We start from the raw sequence: 18,402 nt of genomic DNA, 5'->3' as shown, positions 1-18,402 counted from the left end.
CCGAACTGTAGGCGTCGCGCGCGCCATCGGACCACCTGCCGGGACGGATGAGGTCAGATGCTGAGAACGCTGGGTGGGCCGCACCCAGCCGGCACGTCTAGCATGCCGAGAATGCGACGCATCGTCGGGGTGGACACGGCCCGGGGTCTTGCCGTGCTCGGCATGGTCACCGCGCACGTCGGACCGGACGACCCGTGGCGCACGTGGCCGCCGGGGGGCTGGTCCCAGCTCGCCGACGGGCGCCCGTCGGCGCTGTTCGTGCTGCTCGCCGGCGTCGGGCTCGGGCTCCTGTCGGGCGGTGCGCACCCCGTCGACGGCACCCGTCTGGTCCAGGCGCGGCTGCGGATCCTGGTGCGCGCGGTCCTGCTCGTCGTGCTCGGCACCGGGATCGTCCTGCTCGGGACGCCCGTCGTCGTGATCCTCGTCGTCTACGCCGGGTTGTTCGCCGCGGGTGTCGCCGTGCTGCGGTGGCCGCGCTGGGCGCTGATCGTCGCCGCCGTCGCGGTCGCGGTGCTGGGTCCGCTGCTGCGCCGCGTCCTCGTCGTGGACCTCCGGCTCGAGGTGGCCGACGAGCGCCCGCTGGACCTGATGTCGGTGCTGATCGGGCAGTACTACCCCGCCGTGGTGTGGTTCGCGTACGTGCTGGTCGGCCTCGCGGTCGCCCGCGGCGACCTGCGGGCGGGACGGACCCACGCGGTGCTCGCCGCCGTCGGTGCGGGGCTCGTCGTCGCGGGCCACGGGGGCGCGTGGGCCGCACGGCTCGTGCTGGGTGCCACCGCCGGGCTCCTGACCGCCGAGCCGCACTCGTCGACGACCTTCGAGGTCGCCGGCAACGTCGGCACGTGCCTGCTGGTGCTGGCCGTCTGCCTGGCCGTGGGCGTGCGCTGGCCGCGGGCGCTCGCGCCGGTGTCGGCGACGGGGGCGCTCGCGCTCACCGCGTACGTCGGGCAGCTGCTGGTCATCGCGGTGCTGGGCGACGACGTCGTCTACGAGGCGACCGTCACCGGCTGGCTCTGGTTCCTGCTGGTCACGCTCGCGCTGTGCTGGCTGTGGCACGCGACCGTCGGACGCGGACCCCTGGAGACGATCCTGCACGCGGTGTCGGTGCGCGCGGCCGACGTCGCCCCCGACCCGCTGCCGCCGCGACGGGAGACCGGGACGGACGCCGCCGCGCCTCCCGAGGCAGCCGCGTCGCCCGCGGCTCCCGTGCCGCCGCGCTGACGTCAGAGCGGGTCGAGGATCCGCTGCAGGAAGCGCCGCGTGCGCTCGTGCCGGGGGTCGCCCAGCACGTCGCCGGGCCGCCCCTCCTCCACGACGACGCCGCCGTCGAGGAACACGACGTGGTCGGCCACCTGCTGCGCGAACCGGATCTCGTGCGTGACGACGACCATCGTCCAGCCCTCGGCCGCCAGGTCCCGCATGACGGCCAGCACCTCGCCCACCGTCTCGGGGTCGAGCGCCGACGTCGGCTCGTCGAACAGCAGGAGCCGGGGGCGCAGCGCGAGGGCGCGCGCGATGCCGACCCGCTGCTGCTGGCCGCCCGACAGCTCGTGCGGGTAGGCGTCGGCCTTGTCCGCGAGGCCGACCTTGGCCAGCAGCGCGGTCGCCTCGGCCGTGACCTCGGCGACCCGGCGGCGCTGCGCGTACCGCGGGCCCTCGGTCACGTTCTGCAATGCCGTGCGGTGCGGGAAGAGCTGGTGGGACTGGAAGACCATGCCCGACGTCGCGCGCAGGCGGCGCAGGTCGGCGCGCGAGGGCGGCCGCACCAGGTCGAGCTCGACGTCGTCGACGCGCACCGTGCCCGCCTCGGGGACCTCGAGGGAGTTGAGGCAGCGCAGCAGCGTCGTCTTGCCGGACCCGGACGGGCCGATGAGGACGGTCACGCTGCCGGGGTCGACCGTGAGGTCGACGCCGCGCAGCACGTGGTTGTCGCCGAAGGACTTGGTCAGGCCGCGGACCTCCACCAGGGGGCGGGCGTCGCTCGTCATCGGATCCTCCTCGCCGTGGCGCGTCGCCATCAGTGCGCCACGAACCGGTCGAGCCGGCGCTCGAGCTGCGACTGCCCGGTCGACAGGACCAGGCAGATGAGCCAGTAGACCACCGCGGCCAGCGAGTACAGGGTCATGAACTCGTACGTCGGCGCCGCGATCTCCTGCGCCTTGCGCAGCAGCTCGGTGACCATGATCGTCGAGGCCAGGGACGTGTCCTTGACCAGCGAGATGAACGTGTTGGACAGCGGCGGCACCGCGACGCGCACGGCCTGCGGCAGCACGACGCGCCGCAGCGTCAGGGTGTGGTCCATCCCGACGGTCACCGCCGCCTCCCACTGCCCCTTCGGCACCGACAGGATCGCCGCGCGGATCGTCTCGGCCGCGTACCCGCCGACGTTGAGCGAGAACGCCACGACCGCCGAGGGGAACGGGTCGATGACGACGCCGAACGACGGCAACGCGTAGAAGATGATGAAGAGCTGCACGAGCAGCGGCGTGCCGCGGATCACCGAGATGTAGGCGCGCGCCACGCCGGACACGACGCGTCGGCGCGACAGCCGGGCGAGCGCCACGACCAGCGCCAGCACCAGGCCGATGGCGAACGAGATCAGCGTCAGCGGGATCGTCCCGCGGATCGCCCCCGACAGCAGCGGGCCGATCGACGACGCGACGAGGTCCCAGGTGTCCCCGGTCACCGCGGCCCCTCCGCCCGGGTCGGGGACTCGCTCACTGCGAGACGTCCTCGCCGAACCACTTCTCCGAGATCTCGGCGAGCGTGCCGTCGGCGCGCAGCGTCGCCAGCGCCTCGTCGATCCGTGCGGTCAGCTCCGAGTCCTTGCGCAGCGCGAACGCCTGCTCGACGGTCTCACCGGTCTCGAACGCGATCTTCACCGACGTGTCGCCCGACTGCTTGAGGTAGTCGAGGACGGCCAGGTCGTCGTTGAACGTCACGTCGATGCGGCCCTGCGTGAGCAGGGTGACGGCCTGCGTGAAGCCTTCGACGCCCTCGACCGTGGCGCCCGCGTCCTTGGCGACCTGGGACCAGTTCGACGTCGCCGACTGCGCCGCCGTGAGCCCGGCGACGTCGTCGAGCGACGTCACGGTGTCGTCGTCCGCCGCGACGACGGCGACGCCCGTCGACACCGTGTAGGGCTCGCTGAAGTCGTACACCGCGGCGCGCTCGTCGTTGATCGTCACCTGGTTGGCGACGACGTCGTACCGCTCGGCCTCCAGGCCCGCGAAGATCGAGTCCCAGGTGGTCTCGGAGAACTCCACCTCGAGCCCGAGCTCGTCGGCGACGGCCGTGACGACCTCGACGTCGTAGCCCGTGAGCTCGCCGTCGGTGTCGTGGAAGCTGAACGGCGAGTACGTGCCCTCGGTGCCGACGCGCAGCACCTCCGCGTCCGCCGAGCCCTCGCCCTGCGGCGCGGGGTCGCCCGACGAGCACGCGGCCAGCGCGCCCACGGCGAGGATCACGGGCAGGGCGAGCAGGCGGTGGGACGTGCGGAGCATGGGCTGGACCTTTCGAGGCGGGCGGAGATGCGCCGCGCGGGCTCGTCCACCCCGGACAGGGGGATGAGGAGAGAGCACCACGGGGCGGGGACGGGTGCCACCGGAGTGGACCGCGGGGCGGTCGCGCGGGGCGGGGGCCGGGACGATCCGGCGTGGGTCGGCGGTCTCAGCGACAGCGGCGACAGGTGCGACGACGACGACACGCGGCGGCGCAGGTGGCGCCCTCGGTCGTGGTCATGCGGGGACCCTAGCACCGCGTCCACCCGGTGCGGTCGTGGCGTTCCTCACGGCCAGACGAGCCCGCGCGACCAGCCCTGCGACGTGCGTCGGTACACCAGCCGGACGTGCGCGCGGTCTGCCGCCCCCTGCCAGAACTCGACCACGTCCGGCACCACGAGCCAGGCCTGCCACGCGGGGAGCACGAACCCGGGGTCGTCGTCGACGCGCGCCCGCGCCTGCGTCATCGCGGCGCGCAGCTCGTCGACCGACCCCAGCGGCTCCCCCGGCCGGACCCCGGCGGCGGCCGCCCGGGACGCGGGCGACCGCGCCAGGTAGTCGGCGGCGGAGACGTCGTCGCCGAGGTACCGCGCGGCGCCCGCGAACCGCACCTGCCGCACGACCGGCTGCCACCAGAACGTCAGCGCGGCCCGCGGGTTCGCCGCGAGGTCGGCGGCCTTGGTGCTGCGCGCGTCCGTCGCGAACGCCAGGCCCTCGGGGCCGACGTCCTTGAGCACAAGGACGCGCGCCGACGGCCGGCCGTCGGCGTCGGCGGTCGCGAGGGTGGCCGCGTGCGGCTCGGGCACGTCGCGCTCCACCGCGGTGGCGAGCCACGCGGCGAACAGGTCGAGGGGGTCGTCGGGGGCCGCGTCGGGGTCGAACCCCGGTGACGTCCCGGACAGGGCGGGCAGGGACCGCAGCAGGTCGCGCACGTGCGTCACACTGCCGGGTGCCCGGGGACCGGGCAACCGCTCGCGACCTACCCTGGGACGGTGCGTCCCGCCCCGCCCGCCGTCCCCGCCGTGACCGTGCTCGACGCGGTCACGTGGTCGGCGCACGCCGCAGCGCACGCCGAGCGCGCCGACGCGCGCACCGCCGGGCACCGGGGTCGCCGGTCGCGGCACGAGAAGCACGCGATCGAGGACTTCCTCTTCGAGTACTACCCGGCGTCGCCCGCGCAGCTGCGCCGCTGGCACCCCGGCGCGGACGTCGGGCTGGCCGCCGGTCCGCAGGGCCCGGCGCCGCAGGGGGCGTGGAAGTGGTACCGGACGGACGACGCCGGCACGGTGACCCTCGACGTCGACGCGTTCCTCGCGGCCCGCGGCGACGCCGTGCGGTTCGTCGCCGGGCTGCTCACGGCGACGGCCGGCCGTCCCGCCGCGACCGGGTGCTTCGGCCTGCACGAGTGGGCGATGGTCTACCGCGAGCGCCCCGACTCCCACCGCCACCCGCTGCCGCTGCGGCTCGGCGGCGCCGGCACGGACGCCGTCGTCGAGGCGCACCGCATCCGCTGCACGCACATCGACGCGTTCCGCTTCTTCACGCCCGAGGCCGTCGGACGCAACACGCTGACCCCGACGCGCGAGACGCAGACCGCCATGGAGCAGCCGGGCTGCCTGCACGCCAACATGGACCTGTACAAGTGGGCCCTCAAGCTGGGCCCGCTGGTACCGGGCGGCCTGCTGCTCGACTGCTTCGACCTGGCGCGCGAGATCCGCACGACCGACATGCGCGCCAGCCCGTACGACGTGACGTCCTACGGTCTGGACCCGATCGCGATCGAGACCCCCGACGGCAAGGCCGAGTACGTGCACCACCAGCGCGACTACGCGGCCCGGTCGAACGTCCTCCGGCACCGCCTCCTCGACCTCGTCCGAGCCTCCGACGAACCGCGGATCAGGTAGCGCATCGTCTCCGGTGAGCCACCGGACCCGTGGTTCGATCACGCGGCCCGCCGGCGTCGGTGGTCGGGTCGGGTCGTGTCAGCGGTTGAGGAGGCGGAGGGCGACGATCGGGGGCGTGGGTGTCGGGGGGTCGGCGGTGATCGTGAGCTCGTGCGGGCCGGCGGGGACCGGCAGGTCGAGGGTGCGCAGGCCCGGGGCCGGCTCCGCGACGTCGACGACGCCCACCTCGGTGCCGTCGACGACGACGCGGGCGCGGCCCGGCTCGGCCAGGTACGTGATCCGCAGCACCGCGCCGCGCGCGTCGGGGTCGGCGAGGCGGTAGGAGAACCGGTCGCGCGTCGCGCGCCAGTGCCGCCCGTCGACGGCGCCCGTCCACGTGTCGGAGCCCGCGTAGTGGTGGTCGGTCTCGGGCTGCTGCTCGCCGCACGCGACGGCGTCGACCGTGCGGGCGGCCAGGCCGAGCTGCTCGTCGTCGACGGCGGCGAGGCCGGCGCGCCGGGCCGCCACGTCCGCGGCGTCGCGGGCGGCCGGGAAGTAGAGCGTGTAGCGGGCGTCGTGCAGCGTGTGCAGCGGCTCCAGGAGGAGCGGTCCGTCGGCCCCGCGGTCGAGGGCGAACGTGCCGTCGTCCCGCGGGTGGAGCGCAGCCGCGAGGTCGTCGTCCGACCCGACGAGCAGCGGTGCGTCGGCCAGGGGGCGCAGCGGGCCGTGCGCGACGTGACCCATGCGGGAGTCGTCGGCGCGCAGGCCGACGAGGTCGTCGGTGTCCCCGCGGGCGGCGAGCACGGCGGGGCCCCAGCGCAGCGCGACCCAGCCGTCGTCGCCGGGCAACCGCTCCGCGGCCGGTCCGGCCACCAGCTGCCACGCGAGCGTCTCGCCGCCGTGCCAGGTCCGCCGCACGGTCGCGTAGCCGTCGCGCTCGGCGACGGGCTCCACCGCCACCCCGTCGACGGTGAGCCCGACGTCCTCGCGTGCCCAGGCCGGGCGGCGGACGTGCACCGCGAGGTCGGTCGGGGTGTCGACGTCGACGGTCAGCGCGACGTCCGTCACCGGCGCGGGCGTCGGGTACGTCGACGCGAGCCGCACCCGCACCCCGCGCTCGACCCACTCGAGCGTCGAGGGCACCGGCAGGTTCACCAGCAGGTCGTCACCGGACCGTGCGTAGGCGAGCTCCCCGAGCCGCGCGTACGTCTCCAGCGCGGTGCCGACGCAGCACCACATGCACGCGTCGCGCGTCGAGTAGACGCGGTAGTGCCCGGGTCGCGCGGGCGTGAAGTACACGAACCCGCCGTCGGGGTGCTGCGCGGACAGCACGTGGTCGACGAGCTGCCGCTCGGCCGCGTCGAGGAGCGTCACGTCGCCGGTGGCCGCGTACAGCCGCCGCTCGACCTCGAGCATGTTGGCGGTGTTGCACGACTCCGGGCCCTCGCGGTGCGTGACGTGCGCCGCGGCGTCGGGCGTGAAGTGCTCGGAGACAGAATTGCCGCCGAACGCGAGCGTCCGGTGGTCCAGGACGGTCCGCACGAAGGCCGCCGCAGCGTCCACCTCCCCGATCCCGGGCCAGCCGACGACCTTGGCGACCTGGGTGTTGGCGTGCAGCCCGTCGAGCGCGTCGCGCTCCTCGCGCAGCGGACCCAGCAGGGAGTCGTCCGCGAACCGCCGGGCCAGCGCCGCGTACCGCGCGTCACCGGTGAGCTCCGCGAGGTCGCCGTACGCCTCGCACATGCCACCGAACTCGGTGCGCAGCATGCGGGCGAACGCGTCGTCGTCGAGCCGGTCGGACAGCGCGACGCCCCAGTCCCCCAGCCGCACGGCGGCGTCCCGGGCGCGTGCGGCGACGTCGTCCGGTGCGTACCGGGCCGCGTCGATCAGCCCGGCGTACGTCTTGTGGACGTTGTACCAGGGCACCCAGGCGCCGCCCAGGTCGAACGTGCCGGCCTGCGCCCCGCCGGCCGCGACCGACTCCCACAGCGCGACCCCGCCCGGCACTCCCCCGACGTACCCGGTGCCGAGCGCGTCCTGGCAGGTCACGAGCCCGTCGACGAGCGTGCGTGCCATCTCCGCCGCCCGTCCGTCGCCCGTCGCGCCCCACTGCAGCGCCGCCGCGGACAGCGCGTGCCCGCCGATGTGCCCGTCCAGGCCGATCGACTCCCAGCTGCCGTACGGCTCGGCGAGCGCCGGCAGGCCGGCCTCACGCCGGAAGGGCGCCAGCAGGCGGTCCGGGCGCAGGCCCAGCAGGTACTCCCGGGCGGTGCGCTGCGCGGCGGCGAACGGCCCGTCGGTGAGCCGCACCGCGGACAGGCCGAACGGTGCGGTCGCGGAGGACGTGGGGGCGGCGACGGTGCTCACGTCGCCAGCCTGGCATCCCGCGCCCCGTTCGTCACGCGCCAGAGATCGATTTCCCGTTTGCGCGCCGCGGACCCCCGCCGTGGCACCATGCCCCCATGAGCCCGTCCGCGCGTCCCACGCTGCTCGACGTCGCGCGCGCCGCCGGCGTCTCGCGCGCGACGGCCTCACGCGCCCTGGCGGGGCTCACCACCGTCGACGCCGCCCTCGCGCGGCGCGTCCGCGACGCCGCCGCCGACCTGGACTACCGCACCAACGCCGCGGCGCGGGCGCTGCGCAGCGGCGCGACGGGGTCGGTTGCGCTGGTCGCGCCCAGCAGCGAGCTCGAGGGTCAGGGCGGGCCGTTCGTGGGCGCCCCGCTGCGGGGTGCGACGGCCGTGCTGTTCGCGCGGTCCGTGCAGCCCGTCCTGCTGCTCGACGACGCCCGCGACCGGGCCCCACTGCTGCGCTACCTCACCTCGGGGCACGTCGACGCCGCGGTGGTCGTGCTGCAGCGCGAGTCCGAGCCGCTCTTCGCCGAGCTCGGGGACCTGCCGCTGCCCGTGGTGTTCGTCGGGCGGCCGCGCGCGACCATGGACGACGCGCTGACCTCGGTGGACAGCGACCACTACGGCGGCGGACGCCTCGCGGCCCGGGCCCTGCTGGAGGCCGGCCGACGCCGCCTCGCGACGATCGCCGGGCCTGCGGGATACGCGCCGGCCGACGCGCGCACGCGCGGCTTCCGCGACGAGCTCGCGGCCTGGGACGTCCGACCGGGCCCGGTGGTGCACGGGTCGTTCTCGATGTCGTCGGGCGCGTCGGCGGCGGCGTCGGTGCTGCGCCGCGACCCGGCGGTGGACGGGTTGTTCGCCGGCTCCGACCACATGGCGCTCGGTGCGCTGCGCGTGCTCGCGGCGGGCGGTCGCCGGGTCCCGGAGGACGTGTCCGTCGTCGGGTTCGACGACACCGTCGTGGCCGAGACCTGCGACCCGCCGCTGACGTCGGTCCGCCAGCCGCTGCGCGAGCTCGGGGCGCGCGCCGCCGAGCTCGTGCTCGACGTGCTGCGGGATCCGGGCGCCGCGCCGCAGCACGTCGTGCTGCCCACGACGCTCACGACGCGCGAGTCCGTCTGACCCGCTGGCCATCGTCCCGAGCGCGGGGTAGCGTCGATCAGAGATCGATCTCTCACCGACGCGAGACCCACGAAAGGCTCCACGTGAAGCAGGCTCTGGTGGTCCGGGGCGGCTGGGACGGGCACGCGCCCGTCGCCGCGACGGACATGTTCCTCCCCCATCTCGAGGCGTCGGGCTTCACCGTCCGCATCGTCGACACCCCCGAGGTCTACGCCGAGGCCGCGATGGCCGACGTCGACCTGATCGTGCAGTGCTACACGATGGGCGAGGCCTCCGGCGCGGCCGTCGCCGGGCTGCGCGACGCCGTGCGGGCCGGCACCGGCCTGGTCGGCTGGCACGGCGGGATCGCCGACTCGTTCCGCGCCAGCTCCGACTACCTGCAGCTCGTCGGCGGGCAGTTCGCCACCCACCCGTCCAAGCACCCGGACGACGTCCACGGCGACCAGTCCGACAACTACCTGCCCTACACGGTCGACATGCTCCCGGAGGCCGCGGAGCACCCCGTCACCGCCGGCATCGCGTCGTTCGAGCTCACCACCGAGCAGTACTGGGTGCTGACCGACGGCCTGTGCGACGTCCTGGCCACCACGACCCACCCCGCACCCCCGTGGCACCCGTGGCACCGGCCGCTGACGTGCCCCGCCGTGTGGACGCGCCAGTGGGGCGCGGGACGCATCTGCGTGGTCACGCCCGGCCACAGCCTGGACGTGCTCGAGCACCCCAGCGTCCGCACGATGATCGAGCGGAGCATGGTGTGGGCGAGCCGCTGAGGGTGGGCGTCGTCGGGTGCGGCGTCATCTCCGAGGCCTACCTGACGACGGCCGCGGGCGCACCCGACCTCGAGATCGTCGCCGTCGCCGACCTGGACCGCGCCCGCGCCGACGCGACCGCCGCCCGCCACGGCGTGCGCGCCGTCGACCTGCCGGACCTCCTGGCGCTCGACGGCCTGGAGTGGGTGCTCGACCTCACGACGCCCGCCGCGCACGAGGAGGTCGCCCTGGCGGCCGTCGCGCACGGCCGGTCGGTCTACAACGAGAAGCCGCTGTGCGCGACGGTCGAGCAGGCGCACCGCGTCCTCGACGCCGCGGCGGCGGCAGGGGTCGCGGTCGGCGGTGCGCCGGACACCGTGCTCGGCACGGGCGTCCAGACGGCCCGCGCGGCGGTCGAGTCCGGGGCCATCGGCCGGCCGGTCGCCGCGACCGCCACGATGGCGTCCGGCGGGCACGAGGCCTGGCACCCGCACCCCGACTTCTACTACGCCCCCGGCGGCGGTCCGCTGCTCGACATGGGCCCGTACTACCTGACGGCGCTCGTGCACCTGCTCGGTCCGGTGACGGCCGTGCAGGGCGTCGCGACGCGACCGCGCGCCCACCGCACGATCGGCCAGGGACCACGCTCCGGGGAGCGCGTGCCCGTCGACGTCGCGACGCACGTCACCGCGCTCGTCGAGCACGCGTCCGGCGCCGTCACGACGCTCCTCATGAGCTTCGACGCGCCCGCCTCCCTCGCCCGCCCGCTCGAGATCCACGGCGAGGAGGGGTCCCTGCTGGTCCCCGACCCCAACCGGTTCGAGGGCGACGTGCGCGTCCACGCGCGCGGCGACGAGTGGCGCACGTTGCCCCCGTCGGCCGGCTACGTCGGCGCCGGTCGCGGCGCCGGGCTCGTCGACGCGGCCCGCAGCGCCGACCGCCGCACCACGCGCGCGTCCGCGGGCGTCGCGCTGCACGTGCTCGACACGATGGAGACCGTGCTGCGCGCCGCCGACGCGGGCGCGAGGCTGGAGGTCGCCAGCACGTGCGACGTCCCGCCGCTCGTCCCGCTGACCGCCCTCGCGACCCGACCGGAGGCCTGACATGGTCCGCACCCCCGCCCCACGCCTGGGCGTCGGCATGATCGGCCACGCGTTCATGGGCCTGGCCCACTCGCACGCCTGGCAGACCGCGCCACGCTTCTTCGACCTGCCGCTGACGCCGGACCTCACGGTCGTCGCCGGGCGCGACGCGCAGCGCACGGCCACCGCAGCAGACCGGCTGGGCTGGCGCACGTCGACGACCGACTGGCGCGAGCTGCTCAGGCGCGACGACGTCGACCTGATCGACATCTGCACCCCGGGCGACACGCACGCCGAGATCGCGATCGCGGCGCTGCAGGCCGGCAAGCACGTGCTGTGCGAGAAGCCGCTGGCCAACTCGGTCGCCGAGGCGCAGGCCATGGTCGCCGCCGCGGAGGCCGCACCCGACCAGGTCGCGATGGTCGGGTACTCCTACCGCCGGGTCCCGGCGATCGCGCTGGCACGCCGGCTCGTCGCCGAGGGGCGCATCGGGACCGTGCGGCACGCACGCGGCCTGTACCTGCAGGACTGGCTGTCCGACCCCGCGACGCCGCTGTCGTGGCGGCTCGACAAGGCCGTTGCCGGGTCGGGGTCGCTCGGGGACATCGGCGCCCACGTCATCGACCTCGTGCAGCACATCACCGGCGAGCACCTCACGGGGGTCTCCGCGCAGCTCGCGACGTTCGTCGAGGAGCGGCCCGTCGCGGCGTCGTTCGGCGGCCTGTCGGGCGTCGGGGACGCGGGCGGGACGACGGGACCCGTCACGGTCGACGACGCCGCGGTGTTCACGTCGCGACTCTCCGGCGGCGGGCTCGCGCTGTTCGAGGCGACGCGGTTCGCGCTCGGCCGACGCAACGCGATCCGCGTCGAGATCAACGGCACCGACGGGTCGCTCGCGTTCGACTTCGAGGACATGAACGTCCTGCACGTGTACGACGCCCACGACCCCGCGGGTCTCCAGGGCTTCCGGCGCGTGTACGTGACCGAGCCGGAGCACCCCTACACCGGCAGCTGGTGGCCCACCGGCCACGGCCTGGGGTACGAGCACGCGTTCACGCACCAGGTCGTGGACCTCGTCGAGGCCATCGGGGCGGGCACCCACCCGGCGCCGACGTTCGCCGACGGCCTGCAGGTGCAGCAGGTGCTCGACGCGGTCGAGCGCTCGGCCGCCGACGAGTCGCGGTGGACGCCCGTCGCGGTCTGACCGGCGCCCCGCACGGTCGCGGGTCGACGCGCCCGGGGCTCAGCCCCGGGCCGTCGCCCCCGCGCGCACGGCGTCGACGCCCTGGTTCGCCAGCCCGTCGGCGCGCTCGTTGCCGGGGTCGCCCGCGTGACCCTTCACCCAGACCCACGTCACGTGGTGCCGCTCCACCTCGGTCTCGAGGGCCTGCCACAGCTCCTTGTTCTTCACGGGCTTCTTCTCCCCCGTGAGCCAGCCGTTGCGCTTCCAGTTCGGCAGCCACTTGGTGAGCCCGTTCATGACGTACGTCGAGTCGACGTGCAACGTGACGCGGCACGGCCGGCGCAGCGCGCGCAGCCCCTCGATGACGGCCGTCAGCTCCATGCGGTTGTTCGTGGTCGCGAGCTCACCACCGCACAGCTCCTTCTCCTGGTCGCCGAAGCGCATCCAGGCCCCCCACCCCCCGACCCCGGGGTTGCCCTTGCAGGCGCCGTCGGTCCACATCTCCACCAGGGCCACGTCGTCCGTCTCGCTCACGCGCACACGGTACGTCGGTCGCTCACCACGTGAGCACCGGCGCACGGTCGAACCCCGTGATCGCCGCGTCCTGCGTCACGAGTCGTGCGTTCTCAACGACGGACTGCGCCACGAGCAGCCGGTCGAACGGGTCGCGGTGGGTCCACTGGAGGCGACCCGCGAGCAGGGCGTGCTCGGCGGTCACCGGGAGCTCGGTGACGCCGATCTCAGCCAACCGGTGCGTCCATGCATCGACCAGGTCGCCCGCCTCGAGCTTGCCGAGCCGCTGCTTCGTCGCGATCTCGAGCGCGGACACCGCCGAGACGAACAGGTCGATCTCGGGATCGGCGAGCCGGTCCCGCACGTCGAGGGGCACACGGCGCGGTTCGCCGAGCAACCAGAGCAGGACGTGCGTGTCGAGAAGGTACGCACTCACTCCCACGCCGCCAGCTCGTCCTCCGGCAGCGGGGCGAAGAACGCGTCCGGCACGGTGAGCTTCATCGTGCCGAAGACACGCGGGCTCGCGGCCACGGGGACGAGCCGCACGGCGGGGCGTCCGGCGCGTGCGATCACGACGTCCTCGCCGCGCTCGGCGCGCGCGACGAGGTCGGACAGGTGCGCCTTGGCATCCTGCACGTTCATGGTCGTCATGGCCCGACGATAGCCCTCGACCAACACCCTGGTCCAGACTTCCTGGTCCAGGTCAGGCCGACGGCTTCAGCTGGTCGCGCACGACGCGCCGCAGCACCTTGCCGACCTGCGAGCGCGGCAGCTCGGTGAGGACGACGAGCCGGCGCGGCACCGCGTACCGGGCCAGGCGCGTCTCGCACCACGCCTTCACGGCGGCGAGGTCGACGCCGTGGGCGTCGTCGTCGAGGACGACGGCGGCGACGACGCTCTCCCCCATCGCACCTGAGGGCTCCCCGACGACCGCGACGTCCCGCACGCCCGGCATGCCGCGCAGGTGGTCCTCGACCTGCGAGGGGTACACCTTGAAGCCGCCGGTGACGATCATCTCCTTGATGCGGTCGACGAGGACGACCATGCCGTCGTCGTCGACGCGCACGACGTCGCCGGTGCGCAGCCAGCCGCCGTCGAGCAGCTGGTGCGCGGTCTCGTCGGGACGCTGCCAGTACCCCTGGAAGACCTGCGGGCCGGAGACGAGCAGCTCGCCCTGCTCCCCCGTCGCGACGTCGCGCGTGGGGTCCTCCTGGTCGACGACGCGGATGCGGGTCGACGGGAAGGGCAGGCCGAGCGAGCCGGGCCGGCGGTCGGGGCTCAGCGGGTTGCCGAGCGCGACGGGTGACGTCTCGGTCATGCCGTAGCCCTCGACGACGAGCCCGCCCGAGACCCGCTCCCAGCGCTCGGCCGTCTCGCGCGGCAGCGCCATCGCGCCGCTGATGGAGTAGCGGAAGGACGTCAGGTCGGCGCCGGACGCCTCCGCCGCGGCCGCCAGCTTGTCGAGCATCGGCGGCACCGCGGGTAGGAACGTCCCGGGGCGTCGGCGCTGCGCGGCGAGCACGCGCGCGGGGTCGAACGAGGGCAGCACGACGAGCGTCGCGGCGATCCGCACGGAGTACGCCAGGCAGAGCGTCAGGCCGAACGCGTGGAAGAACGGCAGGACGCCGTAGACGACCTCGGTGCCCGACGCGGCCTGCGTCCACGTCTGCCCCTGCAGGGCGTTCGCGACGAGGTTGCGGTGCGTGAGCACGGCGGCCTTGGGGGTGCCGGTCGTGCCGCCGGTGTACTGCAGCAGCGCGACGTCGGCGCTGCTCGGCGCGGTGTCGGGGACGAGCGGTGCGGCCGCGCGGACCAGGCGGTGCCAGTGCGGGACGTCGGCGGGGACGGGGCCGCACATCGCGGCACGGGTCTTCCGGGCCGTCGGGACGGGCAGGCGCAACGCCCAGCGCGACAGCCGCGGCAGGTCGGCGGACAGGTCGACGGCGACGACGTGCCGCAGCTGCGTGCGGTCGCGCACCTGCAGGACGCGCGGCACGGCCTGCTCCCACACGAGCGCGACGGTCGCGCCCGAGTCGGCGAGCTGGTGGGCGAGCTCCTCGGCCGTGTACGTCGGGTTGTGCTCGACGACGACCGCGCCGAGGCGCAGCGCGGACCAGAACGCGACGACGTGCGCCGCGCAGTTGGGCAGGACGAGCGCGACGCGGTCGCCTGCGCGGACCCCGAGGTCGTGCAGCACGCGGGACCCGCGCTCGACCTGGGCGCCGAGCTCCGCGTAGGTCGTCGCCCGGCCGAGGAAGTCGACGGCGACGCGGTCGGCGTGGTCGCGGACGGCCCGGTCGAGCGTGGCGGTGAGCGGCTCGTCGGGGATCTCGATGTCACGCGGGACGCCGTGCGGCCAGGCCGCCGGGAGGTCGTCGGGTCCGACAGGTCCAGCAGCGGGCGTGGTCACTGCCGCAGCGTAACCTACGGGAGCGTAGGTTACGCGTCCGTAGGTGCGCGCTGCACGACGGCTCGCGCGCGATGGCAGGATCGCCCGGTGCCCTCAGACACACGCCCCGCCCGCGGCGGCCCCCCGGAGATCCCGCAGGGCCCGGTCGCCGTCCCCGAGGCGGTCGCGCGCATCGCGGGCGGCGCCGCCGTCGAGCCCGTGTGGGTCAACCAGGTCGGCGGCGTGACGTTCCGGCTCGGGGCCGAGCGGTACGTCAAGTGGGCACCGGCCGGCGTGCCGGAGCTCGACCTCGCGGCCGAGGCCGAGCGCCTCGCGTGGGCCGCGCCGTTCACGCCCGTGCCGGAGGTGCTGGACCTCGGCGCCGACGAGCACGGCACCTGGCTCGTCACGGCGGCGATCCCCGCTCGCAGCGCCGTCGTCCCTCCGTGGGTCGACCGTCCCGTCGAGGCGGCGACCGCGATCGGCGCCGGCCTGCGGGCGCTGCACGACGCGCTGCCCGTCGGCCCGTGCCCCTTCGACTGGTCGGCCGGGTCCCGCGTCGTCCGCGCGCTCGAGCACCTCGACGCCGGCGACACCCCCGCGTCCTGGTCGCCCGAGCACCGGGACCTCGGCGCCGACGACGCCCGCGCCCGCCTCCTCGACGTGCCGCCCGTCGACGTGCTCGTCGTCTGCCACGGCGACGCGTGCGCGCCCAACACGCTCATCGGCGACGACGGCCGGTGGGCCGCCCACGTCGACCTGGGCCGACTGGGTGTCGGGGACCGGTGGGCCGACCTGGCGACCGCGGCCTGGAGCACCGAGTGGAACTACGGCCCCGGGTACGACCGTCACGTCTACGAGGCGTACGGCGTCGAGCCCGACGCCGCGCGCATCGCGTACTACCGGCTGCTGTGGGACGCGAGCTGACGCCCGTCGTGCGCCCGCCCGGCCGTGCGAGGATCGCCGGGTGCCCTCCCCCGACGTCACCCTGACCGACCGCCTGCCCACCGGTGACGCCGCGCACGACCCCGACGCGCTCTACGAGGTCTTCAGCACCTGGGCCACGGAGCAGGGCCTGCCGCTCTACCCCCACCAGGAGGAGGCGCTGCTCGAGCTCCTGACGGGCAGCCACGTGATCCTGTCGACGCCGACGGGGTCGGGCAAGTCGCTCGCGGGCGTCGCCGCGCACGCGGTGGCGCTGGCGCAGGGCCGCCGCTCCTACTACACGGCCCCCATCAAGGCCCTGGTCAGCGAGAAGTTCTTCGCGCTGGTCGACGTGTTCGGGTCGGCGAACGTCGGGATGATGACCGGGGACTCGGCGATCAACGCGGGCGCGCCCATCGTGTGCTGCACGTCGGAGATCCTCGCCAACCAGGCGCTGCGCGACGGTGCCGACGCCGACGTCGGCCTGGTCGTCATGGACGAGTTCCACTACTACGCCGACCCGCAGCGCGGCTGGGCGTGGCAGGTGCCGCTGCTGGAGCTGACGCGCACGCAGTTCCTGCTGATGTCGGCCACGCTCGGCGACGTCGCGTTCTTCGCCGAGGACCTGACGCGCCGCACCGGGCGCGACGTGGCCGTCGTCGCCAACACCGAACGGCCCGTGCCGCTGACGTTCTCCTACTCCGTCGAGCCGTTGCACGAGCTGCTCGACGAGCTCGTGTCGACCCGCCGCGCCCCCGTGTACGTCGTGCACTTCACGCAGAAGGAGGCCGTCGAGCGCGCGCAGACGCTGATGTCGACGCCTCTGGCCAGCCGCGAGCAGCGCGACGCGATCGCGACCGAGCTCGGCGGCTTCCGGTTCGGTCCCGGGTTCGGCAAGACCCTGTCGCGGCTGCTGCGGCACGGCGTGGGTGTGCACCACGCCGGCATGCTGCCCAAGTACCGGCGCGTCGTCGAGCGCCTGACGCAGCGGGGCCTGCTGCCGGTCGTGTGCGGCACCGACACCCTGGGCGTCGGCATCAACGTGCCGATCCGCACGGTCGTCCTGACGAGCCTGGTGAAGTACGACGGCGTGCGCATGCGGCACCTGTCGGCCCGCGAGTTCCACCAGATCGCCGGACGCGCCGGGCGCGCCGGCTTCGACACGGTGGGCGAGGTGATCGTGCAGGCGCCCGAGCACGTCGTCGAGAACCGCAAGGCGCTGGCCAAGGCCGGCGACGACCCCCGCAAGCTCAAGAAGATCGTCCGCAAGCAGGCGCCGTCCGGGCACGTGAACTGGACGGACAAGACGTTCGAGCGCCTGCGGGACGCCCCGCCCGAGCCCCTGACGTCGAGCTTCCAGGTGTCGCACGCGATGGTCCTGCACGTGCTGCAGCGCGGGCGCGACGGGCGCGGGGACCCCGTCGCCGTCATGACGCACCTGCTCACGGACAACCACGAGCCGGAGGGTGCCCAGGCGCGGCACGTGCGGCGCGCGGTCGACGTGTACCGGTCGCTGCGCGCGGGGGGCGTCGTCGAGCGTCCCTGGGTCGACGACCCGGCCGCCCCCGGCGGGCGGCGCCGGACCGTGCAGCTCGTCGCGGACCTGCCCGCGACGTTCGCGCTCGACCAGGCCCTGTCGCCGTTCGCGTACGCCGCGCTCGACCTGCTCGACCCGCAGGACCCCGGGTACGCGCACGACGTGGTCTCGGTCATCGAGGCCACGCTCGACGACCCGCGCCAGGTGCTCGCCGCGCAGGAGAACAAGGCGCGCGGCGAGGCCGTGGCGCGCATGAAGGCCGACGGCCTGGAGTACGACGAGCGCATGGCGCTGCTCGAGGGCGTCACCTACCCGCGCCCCCTGGCCGAGCTGCTCGAGGCGACGTTCGCGACGTACCGCCTGACCAACCCGTGGGTCGCCGACCTCACGCTGTCCCCGAAGTCCGTGGTGCGCGAGATGCACGAGCGCGCCGCGACGTTCGCCGAGTACGTGCAGCTGTACTCCCTGGACCGCACCGAGGGCGTGCTGCTGCGCTACCTCGCGGACGCGTACCGCGCGCTGCGCCGCACCGTCCCGGAGGACCGGCGCACCGAGGAGCTCGAGGAGCTCGTCGCGTGGCTCGGTGACCTGGTGCGACGCACCGACTCGAGCCTGCTCGACGAGTGGGAGCGGCTGTCCGACCCGACTGCCGCGCTCGCTGCCGTCGCCGAGAGCGAGAGCGGGGACGCGCCCCCGCCGCCCGTCACGGCCGACCCGCGCGTGTTCCGGGCGCTGGTGCGCGGCGCGATGTTCCGCCGCGTCGAGCTCGTCGCCCGCGAGCGCTGGGGCGCGCTCGCGGCGCTCGGGGACGTCGACGCCGAGGGCGGCCTGTGGGACGCCGACCGGTGGGCCGACGCCGTCGAGCCGTACTTCGACGACCACGACGAGATCGGCACCGGACCCGCGGCCCGCGGCCCGGGCCTGTTCCAGGTGACGCCCGGGACCGCGGCCGACGCGCACGGCCCCGCGGCCGGCACGTGGCACGTCCGGCAGATCCTCGACGACCCCGCAGGCGACCACGACTGGCGCATCGACGCCCTCGTCGATCTCCCGGCGTCCGACGAGGCCGGCGAGGTCCGCCTCCGCATCCTGACCGCCGGCCCCCTGTAGCCCCCTCCCCACCGCACGGGAGCCGACCCGCACCGGATTGCTCTCTCGACCGGATT

17 protein-coding genes are annotated in these 18,402 nt (G+C 74.9%); 8 read left to right on the top strand and 9 right to left on the bottom strand.

The genetic code is table 11. From position 1 onward, the window contains the following. The first annotated feature begins 111 nt into the window (after positions 1–111). On the top strand, positions 112–1,221 hold the full coding sequence (locus OKX07_RS06620) for a heparan-alpha-glucosaminide N-acetyltransferase domain-containing protein (RefSeq protein ID WP_265631047.1): 1,110 nt from the start codon (positions 112–114) through the stop codon (positions 1,219–1,221). A 2-nt stretch (positions 1,222–1,223) separates the two neighbouring features. Here OKX07_RS06620 and OKX07_RS06615 read toward each other — a convergent pair whose 3' ends face one another. The 4 genes from OKX07_RS06615 to OKX07_RS06600 form a co-directional block, all read right to left on the bottom strand. Beyond that, the gene (locus tag OKX07_RS06615) at positions 1,224–1,988 is read right to left on the bottom strand and encodes an amino acid ABC transporter ATP-binding protein (RefSeq protein WP_265631046.1); all 765 of its coding nucleotides are present in this window, start codon (positions 1,986–1,988) and stop codon (positions 1,224–1,226) included. Positions 1,989–2,017: 29 nt separating this feature from the next. Next, entirely contained in the window at positions 2,018–2,686 is a 669-nt protein-coding gene (locus OKX07_RS06610) for an amino acid ABC transporter permease (protein WP_265631045.1), read from the bottom strand. Positions 2,687–2,717: 31 nt separating this feature from the next. Next, positions 2,718–3,503, bottom strand: coding sequence for an amino acid ABC transporter substrate-binding protein (locus OKX07_RS06605; protein ID WP_265631044.1), 786 nt, complete (start codon positions 3,501–3,503; stop codon positions 2,718–2,720). 284 nt (positions 3,504–3,787) lie between these two features. Continuing rightward, a complete protein-coding gene (locus OKX07_RS06600; RefSeq protein WP_265631043.1) occupies positions 3,788–4,432 on the bottom strand; it encodes a pyridoxine/pyridoxamine 5'-phosphate oxidase in 645 nt (214 codons plus the stop codon). Positions 4,433–4,492: 60 nt separating this feature from the next. On the opposite strand from OKX07_RS06600, the gene OKX07_RS06595 reads away from it, so the two are divergent. Beyond that, the gene (locus tag OKX07_RS06595) at positions 4,493–5,404 is read left to right on the top strand and encodes a 3-methyladenine DNA glycosylase (RefSeq protein WP_265631042.1); all 912 of its coding nucleotides are present in this window, start codon (positions 4,493–4,495) and stop codon (positions 5,402–5,404) included. Positions 5,405–5,482: 78 nt separating this feature from the next. Here OKX07_RS06595 and OKX07_RS06590 read toward each other — a convergent pair whose 3' ends face one another. After that, positions 5,483–7,750 (bottom strand): beta-L-arabinofuranosidase domain-containing protein, encoded by a 2,268-nt coding sequence (locus OKX07_RS06590; RefSeq protein ID WP_265631041.1) that lies wholly within the window; start codon positions 7,748–7,750, stop codon positions 5,483–5,485. Between the two features lie 95 nt (positions 7,751–7,845). On the opposite strand from OKX07_RS06590, the gene OKX07_RS06585 reads away from it, so the two are divergent. From OKX07_RS06585 to OKX07_RS06570, 4 genes are all read left to right on the top strand, one after another. Then, positions 7,846–8,859 carry a LacI family DNA-binding transcriptional regulator gene (locus OKX07_RS06585; protein ID WP_265631040.1) on the top strand — a complete coding sequence of 338 codons (1,014 nt, stop codon included), beginning with the start codon at positions 7,846–7,848 and terminating at the stop codon, positions 8,857–8,859. Positions 8,860–8,942: 83 nt separating this feature from the next. Further along, positions 8,943–9,629, top strand: a complete 687-nt coding sequence (locus tag OKX07_RS06580) for a ThuA domain-containing protein (RefSeq protein ID WP_265631039.1) — start codon at positions 8,943–8,945, stop codon at positions 9,627–9,629. After that, entirely contained in the window at positions 9,614–10,711 is a 1,098-nt protein-coding gene (locus OKX07_RS06575; RefSeq protein WP_265631038.1) for a Gfo/Idh/MocA family protein, read from the top strand. Before OKX07_RS06580 ends, OKX07_RS06575 begins: the two co-directional genes overlap by 16 nt. Before the next feature lies 1 nt (position 10,712). Continuing rightward, positions 10,713–11,894 carry a Gfo/Idh/MocA family protein gene (locus tag OKX07_RS06570; protein ID WP_265631037.1) on the top strand — a complete coding sequence of 394 codons (1,182 nt, stop codon included), beginning with the start codon at positions 10,713–10,715 and terminating at the stop codon, positions 11,892–11,894. Between the two features lie 39 nt (positions 11,895–11,933). Here OKX07_RS06570 and rnhA read toward each other — a convergent pair whose 3' ends face one another. From rnhA to OKX07_RS06550, 4 genes are read right to left on the bottom strand one after another with little or no spacing between them, the layout of a single operon-like run. Next, positions 11,934–12,374: a ribonuclease HI gene (gene rnhA / locus OKX07_RS06565; protein WP_265631836.1), complete on the bottom strand. Its 441-nt coding sequence runs from the start codon at positions 12,372–12,374 to the stop codon at positions 11,934–11,936. Between the two features lie 55 nt (positions 12,375–12,429). Further along, positions 12,430–12,828: a type II toxin-antitoxin system VapC family toxin gene (locus tag OKX07_RS06560; RefSeq protein ID WP_265631036.1), complete on the bottom strand. Its 399-nt coding sequence runs from the start codon at positions 12,826–12,828 to the stop codon at positions 12,430–12,432. Beyond that, positions 12,819–13,037 carry a type II toxin-antitoxin system Phd/YefM family antitoxin gene (locus OKX07_RS06555; protein WP_265631035.1) on the bottom strand — a complete coding sequence of 73 codons (219 nt, stop codon included), beginning with the start codon at positions 13,035–13,037 and terminating at the stop codon, positions 12,819–12,821. Before OKX07_RS06555 ends, OKX07_RS06560 begins: the two co-directional genes overlap by 10 nt. A 52-nt stretch (positions 13,038–13,089) precedes the next feature. Then, entirely contained in the window at positions 13,090–14,796 is a 1,707-nt protein-coding gene (locus OKX07_RS06550; protein ID WP_265631034.1) for an AMP-binding protein, read from the bottom strand. 87 nt (positions 14,797–14,883) lie between these two features. Between OKX07_RS06550 and OKX07_RS06545 the strand changes: the two genes are divergently transcribed. Together OKX07_RS06545 and OKX07_RS06540 are read left to right on the top strand one after the other, a co-directional pair. Further along, on the top strand, positions 14,884–15,702 hold the full coding sequence (locus OKX07_RS06545; protein ID WP_265631033.1) for an aminoglycoside 3'-phosphotransferase: 819 nt from the start codon (positions 14,884–14,886) through the stop codon (positions 15,700–15,702). A 40-nt stretch (positions 15,703–15,742) separates the two neighbouring features. Next, positions 15,743–18,346, top strand: coding sequence for a DEAD/DEAH box helicase (locus OKX07_RS06540; RefSeq protein ID WP_265631032.1), 2,604 nt, complete (start codon positions 15,743–15,745; stop codon positions 18,344–18,346). Positions 18,347–18,402: the final 56 nt, after the last annotated feature.

It is taken from the genome of Cellulomonas sp. S1-8, assembly GCF_026184235.1.
In the GTDB taxonomy this organism is placed as follows: Bacteria; Actinomycetota; Actinomycetes; order Actinomycetales; family Cellulomonadaceae; genus Cellulomonas.
Note: the sequence above shows the minus strand (reverse complement) of the source record. Positions and strands in the feature narration are given on the sequence as shown.

Coding starts and splice junctions, on each gene's coding strand:
- OKX07_RS06620 (WP_265631047.1), top strand. CDS start 112: ATGCGACGCATCGTCGGGGTGGACACGGCCCGGGGTCTTGCCGTGCTC.
- OKX07_RS06615 (WP_265631046.1), bottom strand. CDS start 1,988: ATGACGAGCGACGCCCGCCCCCTGGTGGAGGTCCGCGGCCTGACCAAG.
- OKX07_RS06605 (WP_265631044.1), bottom strand. CDS start 3,503: ATGCTCCGCACGTCCCACCGCCTGCTCGCCCTGCCCGTGATCCTCGCC.
- OKX07_RS06585 (WP_265631040.1), top strand. CDS start 7,846: ATGAGCCCGTCCGCGCGTCCCACGCTGCTCGACGTCGCGCGCGCCGCC.
- OKX07_RS06570 (WP_265631037.1), top strand. CDS start 10,713: ATGGTCCGCACCCCCGCCCCACGCCTGGGCGTCGGCATGATCGGCCAC.
- rnhA (WP_265631836.1), bottom strand. CDS start 12,374: ATGTGGACCGACGGCGCCTGCAAGGGCAACCCCGGGGTCGGGGGGTGG.
- OKX07_RS06555 (WP_265631035.1), bottom strand. CDS start 13,037: ATGACGACCATGAACGTGCAGGATGCCAAGGCGCACCTGTCCGACCTC.